The sequence below is a fragment of the Nocardia arthritidis NBRC 100137 genome, from assembly GCF_001612765.1.
GTDB classification, from domain to species: Bacteria; Actinomycetota; Actinomycetes; order Mycobacteriales; family Mycobacteriaceae; genus Nocardia; species Nocardia arthritidis.
On sequence record NZ_BDBB01000038.1, the window covers coordinates 74,780 to 90,780 of the forward strand.

Annotated in this window: 15 protein-coding genes; 9 read left to right on the forward strand and 6 right to left on the reverse strand. The window is 69.0% G+C overall.

Translation table 11 applies throughout. The features are described 5' to 3' along the window. Nucleotides 1-67: 67 nt before the first annotated feature. Both NA8_RS24520 and NA8_RS24525 read left to right on the forward strand, forming a co-directional pair. Nucleotides 68-598: a class IV adenylate cyclase gene (locus NA8_RS24520; protein WP_063052700.1), complete on the forward strand. Its 531-nt coding sequence runs from the start codon at nt 68-70 to the stop codon at nt 596-598. Between the two features lie 299 nt (nt 599-897). Then, on the forward strand, nt 898-1,293 hold the full coding sequence (locus tag NA8_RS24525) for a zinc ribbon domain-containing protein (RefSeq protein WP_084467060.1): 396 nt from the start codon (nt 898-900) through the stop codon (nt 1,291-1,293). A 140-nt stretch (nt 1,294-1,433) separates the two neighbouring features. Here NA8_RS24525 and NA8_RS24530 read toward each other — a convergent pair whose 3' ends face one another. The 4 genes from NA8_RS24530 to NA8_RS24545 form a co-directional block, all read right to left on the reverse strand. Continuing rightward, on the reverse strand, nt 1,434-1,910 hold the full coding sequence (locus NA8_RS24530) for a DUF3237 domain-containing protein (RefSeq protein WP_218019504.1): 477 nt from the start codon (nt 1,908-1,910) through the stop codon (nt 1,434-1,436). A 2-nt stretch (nt 1,911-1,912) separates the two neighbouring features. Then, nucleotides 1,913-2,359: an ester cyclase gene (locus NA8_RS24535; protein WP_218019505.1), complete on the reverse strand. Its 447-nt coding sequence runs from the start codon at nt 2,357-2,359 to the stop codon at nt 1,913-1,915. Between the two features lie 83 nt (nt 2,360-2,442). Then, on the reverse strand, nt 2,443-4,434 hold the full coding sequence (locus NA8_RS34040; protein WP_157106895.1) for a serine/threonine-protein kinase: 1,992 nt from the start codon (nt 4,432-4,434) through the stop codon (nt 2,443-2,445). A gap of 238 nt (nt 4,435-4,672) precedes the next feature. Continuing rightward, entirely contained in the window at nt 4,673-5,926 is a 1,254-nt protein-coding gene (locus tag NA8_RS24545; RefSeq protein WP_063052704.1) for a PucR family transcriptional regulator, read from the reverse strand. Nucleotides 5,927-6,051: 125 nt separating this feature from the next. Between NA8_RS24545 and pruA the strand changes: the two genes are divergently transcribed. The 6 genes from pruA to NA8_RS24575 all read left to right on the forward strand — a co-directional run bounded on the left by pruA (nt 6,052) and on the right by NA8_RS24575 (nt 13,727). Further along, nucleotides 6,052-7,689 carry an L-glutamate gamma-semialdehyde dehydrogenase gene (gene pruA / locus NA8_RS24550; RefSeq protein WP_063052705.1) on the forward strand — a complete coding sequence of 546 codons (1,638 nt, stop codon included), beginning with the start codon at nt 6,052-6,054 and terminating at the stop codon, nt 7,687-7,689. Continuing rightward, nucleotides 7,689-8,648, forward strand: a complete 960-nt coding sequence (locus tag NA8_RS24555) for a proline dehydrogenase family protein (RefSeq protein ID WP_063052706.1) — start codon at nt 7,689-7,691, stop codon at nt 8,646-8,648. Before pruA ends, NA8_RS24555 begins: the two co-directional genes overlap by 1 nt. A 124-nt stretch (nt 8,649-8,772) precedes the next feature. Next, nucleotides 8,773-10,218 carry an amino acid permease gene (locus NA8_RS24560; RefSeq protein ID WP_063052707.1) on the forward strand — a complete coding sequence of 482 codons (1,446 nt, stop codon included), beginning with the start codon at nt 8,773-8,775 and terminating at the stop codon, nt 10,216-10,218. A 127-nt stretch (nt 10,219-10,345) separates the two neighbouring features. Then, nucleotides 10,346-11,755 carry an amidase gene (locus tag NA8_RS24565; protein ID WP_063052708.1) on the forward strand — a complete coding sequence of 470 codons (1,410 nt, stop codon included), beginning with the start codon at nt 10,346-10,348 and terminating at the stop codon, nt 11,753-11,755. Nucleotides 11,756-11,868: 113 nt separating this feature from the next. Continuing rightward, the gene (locus NA8_RS24570) at nt 11,869-12,510 is read left to right on the forward strand and encodes a GntR family transcriptional regulator (RefSeq protein WP_063052709.1); all 642 of its coding nucleotides are present in this window, start codon (nt 11,869-11,871) and stop codon (nt 12,508-12,510) included. After that, entirely contained in the window at nt 12,510-13,727 is a 1,218-nt protein-coding gene (locus NA8_RS24575; protein ID WP_063052710.1) for an MFS transporter, read from the forward strand. Before NA8_RS24570 ends, NA8_RS24575 begins: the two co-directional genes overlap by 1 nt. Nucleotides 13,728-13,752: 25 nt before the next feature. Here NA8_RS24575 and NA8_RS24580 read toward each other — a convergent pair whose 3' ends face one another. Together NA8_RS24580 and NA8_RS24585 are read right to left on the reverse strand one after the other, a co-directional pair. Beyond that, nucleotides 13,753-14,184, reverse strand: coding sequence for a nitroreductase family deazaflavin-dependent oxidoreductase (locus NA8_RS24580; RefSeq protein WP_063052711.1), 432 nt, complete (start codon nt 14,182-14,184; stop codon nt 13,753-13,755). 94 nt (nt 14,185-14,278) lie between these two features. Then, entirely contained in the window at nt 14,279-14,698 is a 420-nt protein-coding gene (locus tag NA8_RS24585) for a TIGR03668 family PPOX class F420-dependent oxidoreductase (protein ID WP_439957415.1), read from the reverse strand. A 163-nt stretch (nt 14,699-14,861) separates the two neighbouring features. Between NA8_RS24585 and NA8_RS24590 the strand changes: the two genes are divergently transcribed. Continuing rightward, nucleotides 14,862-15,278 carry a hypothetical protein gene (locus tag NA8_RS24590; RefSeq protein WP_157106896.1) on the forward strand — a complete coding sequence of 139 codons (417 nt, stop codon included), beginning with the start codon at nt 14,862-14,864 and terminating at the stop codon, nt 15,276-15,278. Nucleotides 15,279-16,001: the final 723 nt, after the last annotated feature.

The window sequence follows — 16,001 nt, forward strand, 5'->3', positions numbered from 1 at the left end:
CTGTATGTGCAACCGTGACCGGGCACACTCAAACGAATCCGGCCGGACAACCTGACAGGAGCCAGCAGTGCCCATCGAGCACGAAGCGAAGATTCTCGATATCGACCCCGGTGCTGTCGAACGACTGATCGTGGACAAGGGTGGCCGCAAGCTCGGCGAGCGATTCATGCGCCGCTACGTCTACGACATCACGCCGGGCGATCGGTCGAAGTGGATCAGGCTGCGTGACAACGGGAATGGGGTTACTCTCGCCGTCAAGCAGATCACCACCGACGCCATCGACGGCACCCACGAAGTCGAGGTGGGTGTCGACGACTTCACCGGCGCCAACGCCCTGCTCGAGCTGTTGGGCTTCACCGCGAAGTCTTACCAGGAAACGAAGCGGATCAGTTTCGTACTCGACGGCGCACACCTCGAGATCGACACCTGGCCGGGGATTCCTCCATATCTGGAGATCGAAGCCGCGACGGAGGAAGACGTGATCCGGATCGCCGAGGTGCTCGGCTATGCCGAAGCCGATCTCACCGGCGAGAACACGATCAAGATTTACGCTCGGCGCGGTATCGACCTCGACACCGTCCGCGAACTGCGGTTCTGATCCGCACCTGGCGGAGCCGGTTTCCACCGATGCCCGCATGCAGCAAGAGACGAGATTCGCCCTCTGTGCTTGAATGACCCCGGTCATCATCCGGGGACACAACGCAGGTGGCGTCCGGGGCCGAAGACGCTGTATAGCAACTGGAAAGCAATGCGGCTGGGCACGGCGCCCGGGATGACATCGCAGGGTTTTGGGCCGCTTGCGGCGACCGAAGGGGTGGCCACCCGTTGACCGAAGCCGCCGCCTGGTCGATCTACTACCGTGACCGACATCGGATTCTCTGATTCTGGGGGTTTCACATGCTCATCTGGGGCTGGCAGAAGCGTATCCACACGCTCGCCATGATCACCTTGATCTGCGGCCGCTGCGGCAATCCCGCCGCACACGCGCTGCGCAAACTCGTCACCAAGTTCACGCTCTTCTTCATCCCGCTCTTCCCGCTCAGCACCAAGCACCACCTGGACTGCACCTGGTGCGGCGCATCCTCACCGGTCGCGGGCCCGCAGGTCCCCGATCTTCTCGCCCGCGCCAACGCCGAGACCAGGGGCCCTGCCCAATACCACCAGCCCGCCGCAGGCGGCCCTGCCGCGCAGTGGCCCCAGCAGCCCGCTCCCAACCCTCAGCAGCCCGCCCTGGGCGCGCCCGACGCCCACCGGCAGCAACAGCCCGGCCCCCACGGCGACTGGCAGCGCTGACCCCGGCGACGTACGCCCGCATGCGGCGGCTCCCGCCGCCGCGTGCCCGGGCTGACCGATTTCCTGATCGGCGTTCGCGGCGACGTCACGTCGTCAACGCGTGCGTGCGGTCGGGTCGCAGGAGACGGCAGGTTTCGACGTCAGACGACCTCGAAGACTCGGTAGGCGATGCCGCCCTCGACCGGATACCCCGATCCGACGCAAACGATGTCGTTGAGCCACAGATAGTTTCGCGCACCGGTTTCGAACACCGGCGTCGTGCGGAAGTAGTAGCTTCCGGGATCGACGAGATGCCGCGTGGCCGGATCACCCATTCGATCGCGCACCTCCTCGGGTATGGTCCACCGCCCGCCGTAGGTCAGCTGCACCAGCGCGTCGTCGTCGGTTCGCAAGGTGAGCCGGACATCGAGCACCATGCTCCCGTCCTGCCGGAACAACGCCCAGTCGCCGCCGCCCGGCACCACCACGCCGCGCAGCTTCGGACCTTCGAACGACCCACCGGTCGCGCCGAACAACACCCGGCCCTTCCCGATATTCAGCGGCGGCGCGAGATCCACCACGACGTCGAACAGCTGCCTGGTCTCGATCCTCGCCACATCCTTGACCCGTGCGTCCATGATCATCTCCCGCCGAACAACGTCTGCCGTACCGCGTCGGTGGATACCCCCGATTGGGCGCACAGCTCCGACAGATCGAAGTGGAAGTACTCCTGCGCGATCAGCCCGTCCGCGAACGCGAAGCGGAGGAACACCGGCAGTTCGGCCCGCCGGCCGTTCGGCTCCACCCCGAATCGGTTGCCCGTCAGGGTCATTCGCGCCGTTCCCCAGCAGACCAGCGTCTCCCGCTCTGCCGCGTGCCCGCCCAAGTCGACGTCATAGTCCGGAAACGACGCGAAGAAGGCCCGCAGCGCGAGTTCGTTCGCCTCCAACCCACGCGCCACCGTCCCGAACGCCGGCGCTTCCAGCACCATCCCGTCGTGCATGAGCCGCAACGCCGCGGGCACGTCCTGCCTGCTCTTGACGACGGCGAGTTCCGTCGCCAAGTCCATCATCCAGCCACTGTCCACGCAGTAACTATACGGTCGACCGTATTTATTGTCGACACGTGATCTCACAGCCCGGGGCAGGACTTACGCAGGTGGCCGAGGCGCTAGTCGAAGTACTGGTGGAACCACGCCGTCAGATCGGCTTCGCTCTTCGGTCCCTGGTCGGGGTGATCGGCGCGCAGCGCGCAGAAATGCCCGACAAGGCCGAACTTCTGGTGGATCAGGAACAGGCAGCTCGGTCCGAGCGCGGGATCGGTGTTCGGATAGCAGAAGAAGCGGCCGAGGACGTTGCCGTTCTGCCGCCAGACGTCGTCGCCCATGTCGCCACGACCGCACACATGTCCCGAGAACTGCCCGCGGTTCGCCTCGTACAGGTACATCGCTGACTCCTGGCCCGGAAACCCGTAGAACTCCGCGGCCGGGAATCCGATCTTCGTGCCGCAGGCCAGCACCGCGTCCACCGGACCGGGCGGCGGATCGGCGTGGCGGCAGTTGGCCGGGCCGAAATCACCGGCCAGGTGGTTCAGCACCGCACGATCGGCCTGCGTGAAGTAATCCGGATCGCGGGCGAGATCGGCGGTACGAAACGAGAAGCCATTGCGCGCGGCCACATAGTCGCGGTATGGCTGCTCGCCAGGCTCCCAGATGTACACCGCGGCCGCCAGCGCTCGCTCGTCCGTGACCAGCAGCGCGGGCCGTGGTGCGGTGGGATCGTCCACCTTGCTCAGGAAACACGACTTGCGGCCGACTTCCGCGCCGTCGCGCAGCATCGGTCCGTCGGTCCCCGGCGGGTCGCCGGGGCAGTTGCGACCTTGCAGGCCGGTCAGCAATGCCGAGGTGTAGCCGCGCAGTTGGTCGACGTCGCGGAACCGCAGGAACCGCGCCGCGGGATCGCTCGCGGCCGGATTAGCGGTGCAGAAGACGACGGCGGCGGTGGGCGGGTCGGGGTCTTCGTGCACGCAGTTGGCGCGTTTGTAGCCCGACGGGCCCACCAGCGACAGCAATTCGACGTCCGGGCCGTTCGGAGCGCTCGCGTCGGGAACGGCGGCGCCGGTGTTCGGCCGGGTCGCCTCCCAGCCGAAGAAGCCGAGGGTGGCCGCGAGCAGGACGACGCACAGCAGGGCGAGCACGCGGAGTGCGCCGGGGCGGCGGGGTCGCTCGCCGTTCTCGCCGCCCGGTTCCGGTGGCGCGTCCGGCGCGCCGGACGGGTCCGGTGCTGGACCCGCATCGATCACCGCGGAAGTCGCCTGCGTTGGGGCTTCGGCCACCGCCGCCTGCGCGGCCGACCCGAGTTCACCCGCCGTGCCGTACCTTGCCTGCGGGTCCTTGGCCATTCCGCGCGCGACCACCGCGTCCAGCCGGGCGGGCAGCCCCGGGCGGCACGAGTGCGGCCGCGGCGGCGGCTCGAACAGGTGCGCAGAGATGATCTGCGCGTCGGTGTCCTTCGGATACGGCCGTGAACCGGTCAGGCACTCGTACAGCACGCAGGTCAGGGCATAGATGTCTGCGGCGGGTGTGACCACGCGGGAGTGGAACCGTTCCGGCGCCATGTAGTGGAACGATCCGATCGCCGAGCCGTCGCTGGTGAGGCTCTCCCCGGTGGCCGACTGGGCGATCCCGAAGTCCACCAGGTAGGCGAAGCCATCCGGGGTGAGCAGGATGTTGTCCGGCTTGATGTCCCGGTGCACCAAGCCGTCGGCGTGCGCGGCGTCCAGCGCCGCGGCGACCTGCCGGACGATCGCGACGGCCCGCTCCGGATCCAGCGGCGCCCGCTCGGTCAGCAGCGCGCGCAGGCTGTCACCGCCGACCAGGCGCATGTCGATGTAGAGCCTGCCGTCGATCTCACCGTAGTCGTGGATCGGGATGATATGCGGTTCCTGCAACCGCGCCGCGACGTGCGATTCGCGCCGGAACCGTTCCCGGAACACCGGGTCGTCGTGCAGCCGCTCGGGCAGCACCTTCAAGGCGATGGTGCGGTCCTTGACGGTGTCGTAGGCCTCGAACACTTCCCCCATGCCGCCACGACCGATCAGGCGATCCAGGCGATACGGCCCGAACCGCGAACCCACCTCGAGCGTCTGACGTGGCCTCGTCATCTCGTCCTCCGTGACGGGGGCCCGGAGGGTGTCCGGCGCGGTCCGATCCGGACGCCTCCCCGGAGCCGTGACCCGGGTTCCCGCGCTCAACTGTAGGCCGCGCGGACCCCTTCGGCAGGCGTATCGCGCAGCGGGCCGGTCAGCCGCCGGTTCGCCCTCTGTGGGCACGTCTGCGCAGGTCGAAGCACGGTCGCGCAACGACCTGCGACTACGGCAGTCGTGAACGGCCACGCCGCCGTCAACCCCGCCCCTCGGGCGGGGGCGGACGGCGATGCAGGGCGAGCTGGATCTGCAACAGCAGGCGGTCGGCCGGGTCGTCGAGGTTCATGCCGAGAATGTCCTCGACCCGGCGAAGCCGGTAGCGCAGCGTGTTCGGATGCACGCGCAGTGCCGCGGCGGCGTCGCGCACGTCGCCGTGTTCGCGCAGATAGGTCTCGACGCTGTCGCGCAGGCTCGCGGAATGCTTGCGGTCGTAGTCGAACAGCGCGCGCAGCCGCGGATCGCGCAGTTCCGTCCGTGAACCGATCAGATCCAGGGTCTCGCCGAGCAGCACCGCGGTCCGCGCCTCGGCGAGGGTGGTCACCCGGCTTCCCGGCGATGCCGCGAAGGTGCGGGCCAGCACCCGATCGACCTCCGCGCGCGCGTCGGCAACCCGGCCGAGATCGGGCACCGGACAGGCGATCGCGGCCCGCAGCGACAGCGCGCGCTTCGCTTCGAGCTGCTCGATCAACTGCCGTGTCCAAGCCGTCACCGCCTGCGCGGAACGGTAGCCGGGCAGCAGTACGTAGACGCGGTCACCGATCGTCGTGGTCACCGAGTCACCGCGGAAAGAGCAGGCGCGCAGGCGCAGAACGCCGCCCACCGCAGCCGGCTCGGCGCCCGGCGCCTGCTCCCCCGCCATGAGCGCGAATCCGATCACCGCCGCCGGGCCGGTCGCCGGCAGGTTCAGCGCGTTCACCACGGCCGCGGCGTCGATCACGGGCCCGCTCGCGCCGAACAGCCGCCGGATCAGCAGCGCCTCGGTGGTGGGTGCGTCGAGACTGCGGGAGATCAGGCGTCCCGCGATGGCCGCCGCGCCGCGCAGGATCTCGGCCGCGTCCGGCTTGAACGGCCGGCCGCCCTCCTGCAGCCAGATCGCGCCGAGCACCCGAGCAGCGCGCGTGTGCGCGTCCGTGGGACGGCGGATGCCGATCACCAATCGGCGCTTGATGTTCAGCTCGTCATGCGCGGGCACGTCGACGACCTCGTCGGTATCGCGCAGACGATCGAACACCCCCCAGCGCCGCAGCAGGGTCAGATACTCCCGCGGCCCCTCGCGGCCGAGGATCGATCGCACCCGCAATTCGTCGGCGTTCTCGTCAGAGGCCGAGTACGCGAGCACACGCGACCGCTGGTCCTCGATCGACACCATTCCGCCCGCGTCGTCCGCGATCATCTGCGCCAGCGCGAAGAGGTCGATATCCGCGGCGACCTGATCACCTTCCCTCGCCACGTTCCCGTCCTTCGGCCAACTGGACAACGCACTTGCCCCATCTTTGTCTGGTTGGCTCATTCTCCGGGCAGTTTTCCGGTGTTGACTTCACATTGCCGGAAATTCACCTGATAGTAGGAGGTCTCATGGATGCCGTCGTGTCCCCGCCCCCGCCGGTCAACGAGCCGGTGGGCAGCTTCGCGCCGGGCACGGCCGAACGCGAGCGCCTACGCGTGAAGCTGGCCGAACTCGCCGCGGCCCCGACCGAGGTCACCCACGTCATCGGCGGTGCGCACCGCCGTGGTTCGGGTGAGCACGTCACGGTGGTGCAGCCGCACCGGCACGCCGCCGTCCTCGGCACGCTTACCACAGCCGGACCGGGCGAGGTCCGCGACGCCATCGCGGCGGCGAGCGCGGCGGCGCCGGGCTGGCGCGCGCTGTCCTTCGCCGAGCGCGCCGCGATCTTCCTGCGCGCCGCCGACCTACTGGCCGGACCGTGGCGCGAAACGATCTCCGCCGCAACGATGTTGGGGCAGTCCAAGACGGCCTACCAGGCCGAGATCGACACCCCCTGCGAACTGGTCGACTTCTGGCGGTTCAACGTGCACTTCGCGAGCCGCATCCTGGCGGACCAGCCGATCTCGGCGCCGGGGGTGTGGAATCGGGTGGACTACCGGCCGCTCGAGGGCTTCGTCTACGCGATCACGCCATTCAACTTCTCCGCCATCGCGGGTAACCTGCCGACCGCGCCCGCGCTGATGGGCAACACCGTGGTGTGGAAGCCTGCCGTCACCCAATCGGTGGCCGCGTACTGGACGATGCGGCTGCTGGAGGCGGCGGGACTGCCGCCCGGCGTGATCAATATGGTGCACGGCGCGGGGCCCGAGGTGTCGGAGGTGGCGCTGACCGATCACCGGCTCGCGGGTATCCACTTCACCGGGTCCACCGCCACCTTCCGGCACCTCTGGCGCACCGTGGCGGCGAATCTCGACCGCTACGACTCCTATCCGCGCCTGGTCGGCGAGACCGGCGGCAAGGACTTCGTGGTGGCGCACAGCTCGGCCGATCCCGAAGTGCTGAGCACCGCCCTGATCCGCGGCGCGTTCGACTACCAAGGCCAGAAGTGCTCGGCCGCCTCTCGCGCATTTCTCCCGCGATCGCTGTGGGACCGGATGGGCCGCGAGTTCATCGACCGAGTGGCCGCGCTCAGCTACGGCGACGTCACAGACTTCGGCCACTTCGGCGGAGCGCTCATCGATCGGCGCGCCTTCGTCCGGAACGCCGACGCCCTGGCGCGCGCCAAGGCGACCCCCGGCCTGACCATCGCCACGGGCGGCCACGCCGACGACAGCGTCGGCTACTTCGTCGAGCCGACCGTCCTGCTCGGCGACGACCCGGCCGACGAAGCGTTCCGCACCGAGTACTTCGGCCCGATCCTGGCCGTGCACGTCTACGACGATTCGGTCCGCGGATCGTTCGAGTCCACGCTCGACCGGATCGATCGGGGCTCGCCCTACGGCTTGACCGGCGCGATCATCGCCCGCGATCGCGCGGCGATCGGCGCCGCGCTCGACCGGTTGCGCTTCGCGGCGGGCAACTTCTACATCAACGACAAACCCACCGGCGCGGTCGTCGGCCAGCAGCCGTTCGGCGGGTCGCGCGCGTCCGGCACCAACGACAAGGCAGGCTCGGCACAGAACCTGCTGCGCTGGACCTCCGCTCGCACGATCAAGGAAACCTTCGTCCCCGCGACCGACCACCGCTACCCGCACCAGGAGTTGTGATGGCCTTCTCCGGACTGCTGCGGCCCGCCGTGTTGGCGGCCTCTCGTTCCCCGCGCGTCGAGCGCGCGATCACCCGCATGCCGGCCACCAAGAAGATGGTCGACCGTTTCGTCGCGGGCGAGACCGAGCGCGACGCGGTCGCCGCGTCCTCGGCGCTGCTGGGCTCCGGCCGGTTCGTGAGCATCGACTACCTCGGCGAGGACACCACCGATCTCGACCACGCCCGCGGAACCGTCGCGCACTACCTGCGGCTGCTGTCGGCGCTGGCCGATCTGCGGGCCGCGAACGAGTCGCCGGTGCCCCGGCTGGAGGTGTCGCTCAAGCTCTCCGCGCTCGGCCAGCGGCTTCCGCAGAACGGGTACGCCATCGCGCGCGAGCACGCCTACGAGATCTGCACGGCGGCGAAGGCGGCCGGGATCTGGGTGACCGTGGACGCCGAGGACCACACCACCACCGAATCGACGCTGGCGATCGTGCGCGAGCTGCGGCTGGACTTCCCGTGGCTCGGCACGGCGTTGCAGGCCTATCTCAAACGCACCGAGGAAGACTGCCGGACCTTCGCCGGTCCGGGCGCACGGATCCGGTTGTGCAAGGGCGCCTATCGCGAACCCGCGGCGGTCGCCTACCAGAGCCGCTCCGCGGTGGACGAGTCCTACCTGCGTTGCCTGCGGATCCTGATGGAGGGCAAGGGCTATCCGATGGTGGCCACGCACGACCCGGCGCTGATCGGTGCGGCGCTGGGCCACGTGCGCGAAAGCGGCCGGAAGTCAGGCGATTTCGAGTTCCAGATGCTGCACGGCATCCGCGACGCCGAACAGCGACGCCTGGTCGGAGCGGGCCATTCGCTGCGCGTCTACGTGCCCTACGGTGACCAGTGGTACGGCTACTTCATGCGCAGGTTGGCCGAGCGCCCGGCCAACATCGCCTTCTTCCTGCGTTCCTTCGGCCGCGACCGCTGAGCGGGAGACCGAACTTTATTTTCTTCCGCCGATCGATCCTGCCTCCCTGTGGTCGTATTGAGGTGAGCACGAGAGGCGATCCTTTTGCCGCCTCGTCGCGTACGCAGTGGACGAAAGGACCGATATGTCCCTCGCGCGGTTACGCATCCAGATGACGCGCCGGAAGCCGCTCGGCGCCGTCGAGGACGAAGGCGCTTCCGCGGACGAGCAGTTGTCACGGTCGCTGGGCCTGTGGCAGCTCACCGCGATCGGTGTCGGCGGCATCATCGGCGCGGGCATCTTCACCTTGGCGGGCGCGGTCGCGCACTCGGTCACCGGACCTTCGGTGTTGATCTCGTTCCTCATCGCGGGTGTGGCAAGCGCCGCCGCCGCACTGTGCTACGCCGAATTCGCCGGGATGGTGCCCAAAGCCGGGTCCGCCTACACCTACGGATACGTATCGCTAGGCGAGATCGCGGGCTGGTTCATCGGCTGGGATCTGCTGCTGGAGTACGTCGCGGTCGCGGCGGTGGTGGCCATCGGCGTGTCCGGGTACTTCAAATTCCTGCTGGAGCAGGTCGACATCACGCTGCCGGATTGGATGATGGGCGCCGCCGGCACCGGCGAGGGGCATGTCGTCGACGTGTTCGCCATGCTGTTCTGCCTCGGCACCGCCTGGCTGCTCTCGCGCGGCATCCGCAGCGTCGGCCGGTTCGAGACCGTCGCCGTCGGCATCAAGGTCGCCCTTGTTCTGCTGATCATCGTGCTCGGCGTGTTCCATATCGACAGCTCGAACTACACCCCCTACTTCCCGTTCGGCACCGGCGCGGTGTGGACCGGCGCGGCCACCGTGTTCTTCGCCGTGTTCGGCTACGACGCGATGAGCACCGCCGCCGAGGAGTCCACCGACGGCAAGAAGCACCTGCCGAAGGCCATCATCTATTCGCTGGCCATCGCCATGGCGCTCTACGTACTGGCCACCCTGGTGCTGACCGGCATGCAGGAATACACCGAGATCAGTCCGACCAGCGGATTCTCCACCGCCTTCGAGTCGGTCGGGCAACCGGGCGTCGCGAACATCATCGCGGTCGGCGCCATCGTCGGCATCGTCACCGTGGTGCTCACCTTCATGCTCGGAGTCACCCGGGTCTGGTTCGCCATGAGCCGCGACGGGCTGTTGCCGGAGTGGTTCGCCAAGACCCATCCGGTCCGGAAGGTGCCCACCCGGGTCACCTGGATCGTCGGCATCGGATCGGCGCTGATGGCCGGGTTGCTGGACATCACCGTGGTCGCCGAACTGACCAATATCGGCATCCTGATGGCGTTCATCGTGGTGTCCGTCGCCGTGATCGTGCTGCGGCGCACCCGCCCCGACGAACCGCGCGAGTTCCGCCTGCCGTTCATGCCGGTCGTTCCACTGATCGGCATCGGGTTCTCGGTGTACCTGATCTGGTCGCTGCCTTGGCAGACCTGGGCGCGTTTCGTGATCTGGCTCTTCGTCGGCCTGATCGTCTACTTCACCTACTCACGCAACCACGCCGAACTCGAGCGCACCCGCCTCGCCGCGGTGGAAGGTCCGGCGACCTCCTGACACGCCCATGGAACCGAACGGGCTCACCAGGCGATATCCATTGCAGAATGGTCGTTCGACTGCATGAGTCGGGAATGCCGGCATCGGCGACGGCCGCGCGGCGCGAGCCCGGAAGGAGCGGTAGCGGATGGATCTCCAGGAGGTCGTCTCGTCGGGGGTGCTCGAACAGCGTGAGCTACTGGCACAGCGCGCGCTCACCGCGGAACAGTTGATCGAGGCGACGCTCGACGGCATCGATGCCGCCGCCGACCTCGGCGCTTTCACCCGCGTCCTGCGGGAGGAGGCCAGGGCCGAGGCTGTCGAGCGGGATCGCGAGCGCGCCGCGGGGGCCACGGTCGGCCCCTTGCACGGGGTGCCGGTCGCGGTCAAGGACGAATTCGACGTCGCCGGTGTGGTGACCACCTTCGGTACCAGGGCCAACTCCACGCCCGCCGTGGCCGACGCCGAAGCGGTGCGCAGGCTGCGCGCGGCCGGGGCGATCATCGTCGGCAAGACCGCGATGCCGGAATTCGGACAGTGGCCGTTCACCGAGTCCAGCACCTTCGGCGTGGTCCACAACCCGTGGGACCCGCACCGCTCGACCGGAGGTTCGAGCGGCGGGTCCGCCGCGGCGGTGGCGGCCGGTCTGGTTCCGGTCGCGCTCGGCGGTGACGGCGGCGGGTCGATCCGGATCCCGGCGGCGTGCTGCGGGTTGTTCGGCCTCAAACCGCAACGCGGGCGCGTGCCGATCTCCCCGAACGAGCATCTGTGGTGGGCGCTGGGGGTCGCCGGGCCGCTGACCCACGGTGTGCTCGACTCCGCCGTCGTCTACGACGTCATCCGCGGCAGCAGCCCCACCGACCGGTTCCGGGCGCCGGAACCGGCGACCTCGTTCGAGGCCGCGGCGCGCGGACCGGCCCGGCCGCTGCGCATCGGCTACAGCACGAAATCGCCCATCCCCTTGGTCGGACTCGATCCGCAGCATGTCCGCGCCGTCCGCGACACCGCGAAGCTGCTCGCCGAACTCGGCCATACCGTGATGGAGATCGATCCCGCTTACCCGGATTCCACGCACGCCTTCTACCCGCAGTTCTTCGGCGGCGTGCGCGCCGAATTACCAGAGGTGGATCACCCGGAGCTGCTCGAACACCGCACCAAGCAGACCCTCAGGCTCGGCGCCTGGGCGCGCAGGCCGGTCGTCGAATGGGCGATCCGGCGCGGCGAGGCAGTCGCGCGCAAGGCCGATCGCGTTTTCGCCGAGTGTGATCTGCTGCTGACTCCCACCATCGCGATCCGCCCGCCCCTGCTCGGTGTGCTCGACGGGGCGAACACGGTGCGCGCTCAGCTCGCCTCCGTTCCGATGGTCGCCTACACCGCCATCTGGAATGTCACCGGCCACCCCGCCGCCTCGGTGCCCGCCGGGGTCGGCGACGACGGGCTTCCCCTGTCGGTTCAGCTGGTCGGCCCCACCAACGGCGAGACGACGATCCTCCCGATCGCCGCGCAGCTCGAGCAGGCGCGCCCGCATCCACGTCCGGCGCTTCGCTCCGCCGGATAACGGACGACAACGCACTCAGCGCCTCGTAGCCGGGCACCGCCGCAGCGGACGGCCGCCGGAGAACCTACGGCCCCCGCCGACACGCCACGACGCCCCTCCGTAAGATACAACTTGTGTCTAAGACGTATTCATCCGCTGAGCAGGCCTATCGCGCCGTGAAGGAGCGGATCCTCTCCGGCGCGCTGGCCGGGGGCGAGCTGATCAGCGAGGGCGAGATCGCCGCCGATCTGGGCACCTCCCGCACGCCGGTGCGCGAGGCGTTCCTGCGGCTGGAGACCGAGGGCTGGATGAAGCTGTACCCCAAGCGCGGCGCGCTCGTGGTCCCGATTCCGCCCGACGAGGCCGAGCATGTCGCGCATGCCAGATATGTGGTGGAGACCGCGGCGGTCCGCAGCGCTACGGCGAACGACACCGGCATGCTGGTCGAGGCGTTGCGCTCCTCGATCGAACGGCAGCGCGGCCTGGCCGCCGCGGGTGACCTCGACGGGTTCGCCGTAGCGGACACCGACTTCCACCGCACCTACGTCCTGGCCGGTGGCAATCCGCTGCTGTCGGGGTTCTACGACTCGTTACGCGAGCGCCAGCGCCGGATGAACAGCGTCGCCCTGCGCCGCGGCCCGGTCGACATCACCCGGATCATCGAGCAACACGCGCGGCTGGCCGACCTGGTCGCCGCAGCGGACATCGACGGGTTCGCCGACGCGCTGGTCGCGCATCTGTCCGGCGTGCACCAACTGCAACTCCGCGGCCGGTGATGGCCACACTCACCGTCACAGCGCCCCGCGCATCGGTCGTCTCCGGACGGTGGCGCGGCGTCGCCGCCGCGATGTTCGCGATCGCCTGGGGCGGAAACGAATTCACGCCGCTGCTGGTGATGTACAAGAACGACGGCCTGGCGGCCACGACCGTCGATCTGCTGCTGTTCTACTACGTGCTCGGCATCGTGCCCGCGTTACTGATCGGCGGTCCGCTGTCGGATCGCCACGGCCGACGCGCCCTGCTACGGCCCGCGCCGCTGATCGCCGCGACCGGATCGCTGCTGCTCGCGTTCGGGTCGGGGTCGGTACCGATACTCTCGGCGGGGCGGGTGCTGGGCGGCGTCGCCCTCGGGCTGGCGATGGCGGTCGGCGGCAGCTGGCTCAAAGAGCTGGCGCAACCGCCCCACGGCCTGCAGCTGCCCGCGGGCACGGGCGCACGCCGCTCCGCGATGAGCCTCACCGGCGGCTTCGCGGTCGGCGCTTGCTGCGCCGGCGTGCTCGCGCAATGGGCGCCGTGGCCGAACACGTTGGCGTACCTGATCAACGTGGGCCTCTGCCTGATCGCCGCCGTGTGGGTCAGGCGTGTGCCGGAAACCGTCTCCCCGCGACCGAATCCGGGGCGGCTCCGCGACGACCTGCGGATTCCCACGGCGGGGCACCGGCGTTTCCACACGGTCGCGCTGCCTGCCGCGCTGTGGCTGTTCACCTCGGCCGCGGCGGCATACGCGGTGCTGCCCGCGCTGATGGCGCCGCGGGTCGGCGCGGCGCCGATCGCGTTCTCCGCCATGGTCTGCGTCATCACGCTGGGCTGCGGATTCGCCGTCCAGTCCGTCGCGCGCCGGATCGACCGGCCCGGCACCGCACGCGCGGCGGCGATGGCGCTGCTCTCGGTGACGTTCGGCATGGCGCTCGCCGCGTTGGCCTCCGGTCTGCTGACCGTCTGGGCGACGGTGGCGGCCGCCGTGGTGCTCGGCGCCGGCTACGGCATCGGCCTGGTGGCGGGGCTGCAGGAGATCGAACGCATCGCCCGCCCGGACGATCTGGCCGGGTTGACCGCCGTGTTCTATTCGACGAGCTACCTGGGTTTCGGCGCCCCCGCACTGCTTTCGTTCCTACACGACACGCTCGGGCTCGGCTATCCGGCGATGTTCGGCGCGGGCGCGCTCGCGGCGGCCGGATGTCTCGGTCCGGTGCTGCGCAACTATCGAGCCTGACCGTCACCGGCCCGGGGTCAGGGTGTCACCGCTTCGGAGTCAGCAGGACCAGCGGAATCTCGCGCGTGGTCTTCGTCTGATAATCGGCGTAGACCGGCTGCGCGGCGGTCACCCGCGGCCACAGCGCCGCTCGCTCCTCCGCGGTGGCCACCCGTGCCGTCATCGGCACCTTCGCCCCGCTGCGCACCGCCACTACGACATCCGGATTGTCTCGCAGATTCAGGAACCACGCCGGGTGCACCGGGTCGCCGCCACGCGAGGCGACGACGACGTAGGTGTCGCCGTCGATCACCGGAGCCGTGAGCATCACCGCGTGCGGCCGACCGGATTTGCGGCCGGTGGTCGTGAGTTCGAGCGCCGGCATGCCGGCGAAGTCGTTGCCCAGCTTTCCGAAGCTGATCTTCAACAGGGCGCGGTGCGCCGTATTCATGGCCTTCAGCGCGAAATTCGAGGGCATGCGATCCTCACGATCGACTCGACAGATGGTCCGGCTCGCCGTTCCCGCAGCGGGACGCGACGAATCGGACTGTACCGGAACCGGCGCGGCCCACTCAGCGCGCGGACCATCCCGACCAGCGCGCCACATCGATGGCGATCACCGGCCCCGGGGGCGGCTGACGTTCGTACTGGGGATAGCGCGCGGTCAATCGGCGGACCGCCGCTTCCGCCTCGGCGCCCTCCGCGATGCGGGCGTCTCCGTCGGCGCGGGCCCACCACAGCTGGGTCCAGTCGTCACCATAGCGGTCGACGAGCACGGTGACCGCCGGGTTCGCCGCGATATTCGCCAGCCGGCGCAGCGCCGTGGTCGTCTTCGGCTTCGCGTCCACACTGGTGTAGATCACCTCGCCTGCCACGACGAACACGATGGGCACCAAATGCGGGCGCGCCCGCGCAGAAATGGTCGCCAACCGCGCGACCGGACTGGTCGCGAATCGTTTGCGCGCCTCCTCGGAACTCAGTCGCACACCCATCTCCTCGAGGCCGTATTCCCCGCAAATCGGGGATCGAGTCTGTTCCCTCCCCTATGCAACCGGACATTTGCCGTGAAATCACGGCGATCGACTGCTCCCACGCTACGGTCGAGTGAATGTTTGACCCGTCACAGGCAAATGTCCCCAGAAGGTGGAGGCGGTCGTGGACATCGATATCACTGCCCGGCTGAACCTAGCGTTCGAGATGTGGGAGCGCGCGCACGGACGCCCGCTCGCCGACGATACGGTCGAGATGTGGGTGACCGCAGCCGGGTACGACCTGGAGCCAGGTTACCTCGCGAGAGTTCGGCGCGGACAGCTCACCACGCTGCCCGAGCAGGCTCGCGCCGGGCTGGCCCATGTCTTCGGACTCGACCCCAACTACTTCGTCTTCGATCCCGGGCCCGATCGGGACGACGACGCCGAAGTGATCGCGCACCTGGACAATTCGGCCCTGCGCCGCCTCGGGCAGGCCGTGAACGGCGTGTCGCTGCGCACGCTGCTGTACCTGGAGTCCGTCGCCGAAGTACTGCGCGAGGCCGACGGCCTGCCTCCGTGCGAGCAAACCGCACAACTCTGATCGAACGACAGCGGCTCGGTTTCGGCCCCCGGCTCGGCAAGCCCGGCGGGCCGGCCACACCGCGGATTCCTCGGCGCACTCGCGCCGTACGCCACTCGCCGATGCGGCCGCCGAGCGCGCTGATGATCCATCTTTCAGATATCACGTCGGCATTACGGCCGCCCGCATGAGCTCAGGCCGCCGTCGGTGAATTCCAGGCAAACGAGAATTCGGTAATTTCGCACTGACCGCACTGCCGCAAAGCACTTTTGGGCCGCCGCCAGCGCAATCCGAGCATCGGCACGGCAGCGCGAATTTACGCCCCTACCGCGTGCCTCCCGGAATCCACCCGGGTGGCGCCGCACCGCCCCTCCCGCTATGCTCGGGCCGCGAAGTTTCGAAAATGCTTGTCGGTCTGCGTATTTGGGGGTCACGGCACACAGAAGGGGGCAACGGTGCCATTTCCCTGCGGTAAGCGCGAGTGCGGAAGTACTGAACTTGTCAGAGTTGTTGAATCCGGCGGCGAATGAGTCCGGCGAAGCCCCTGTTCACCCACCGAAACCGCCGTACGCGACATTGTCGGCCTGCGTTATCGTGACCGCGGCCGTCGTGGCGGCGGCGGTCTACTACGCACCCGTCGAATTCCGGATCTCACTGGCCGCGGGCGCCACCGCCGCGGCCGTCGCCCTGTGCGCCGCCGTGACGTCGGCGGTCCATTTCCGCGAGGAAGCCCGGCACGCCCGG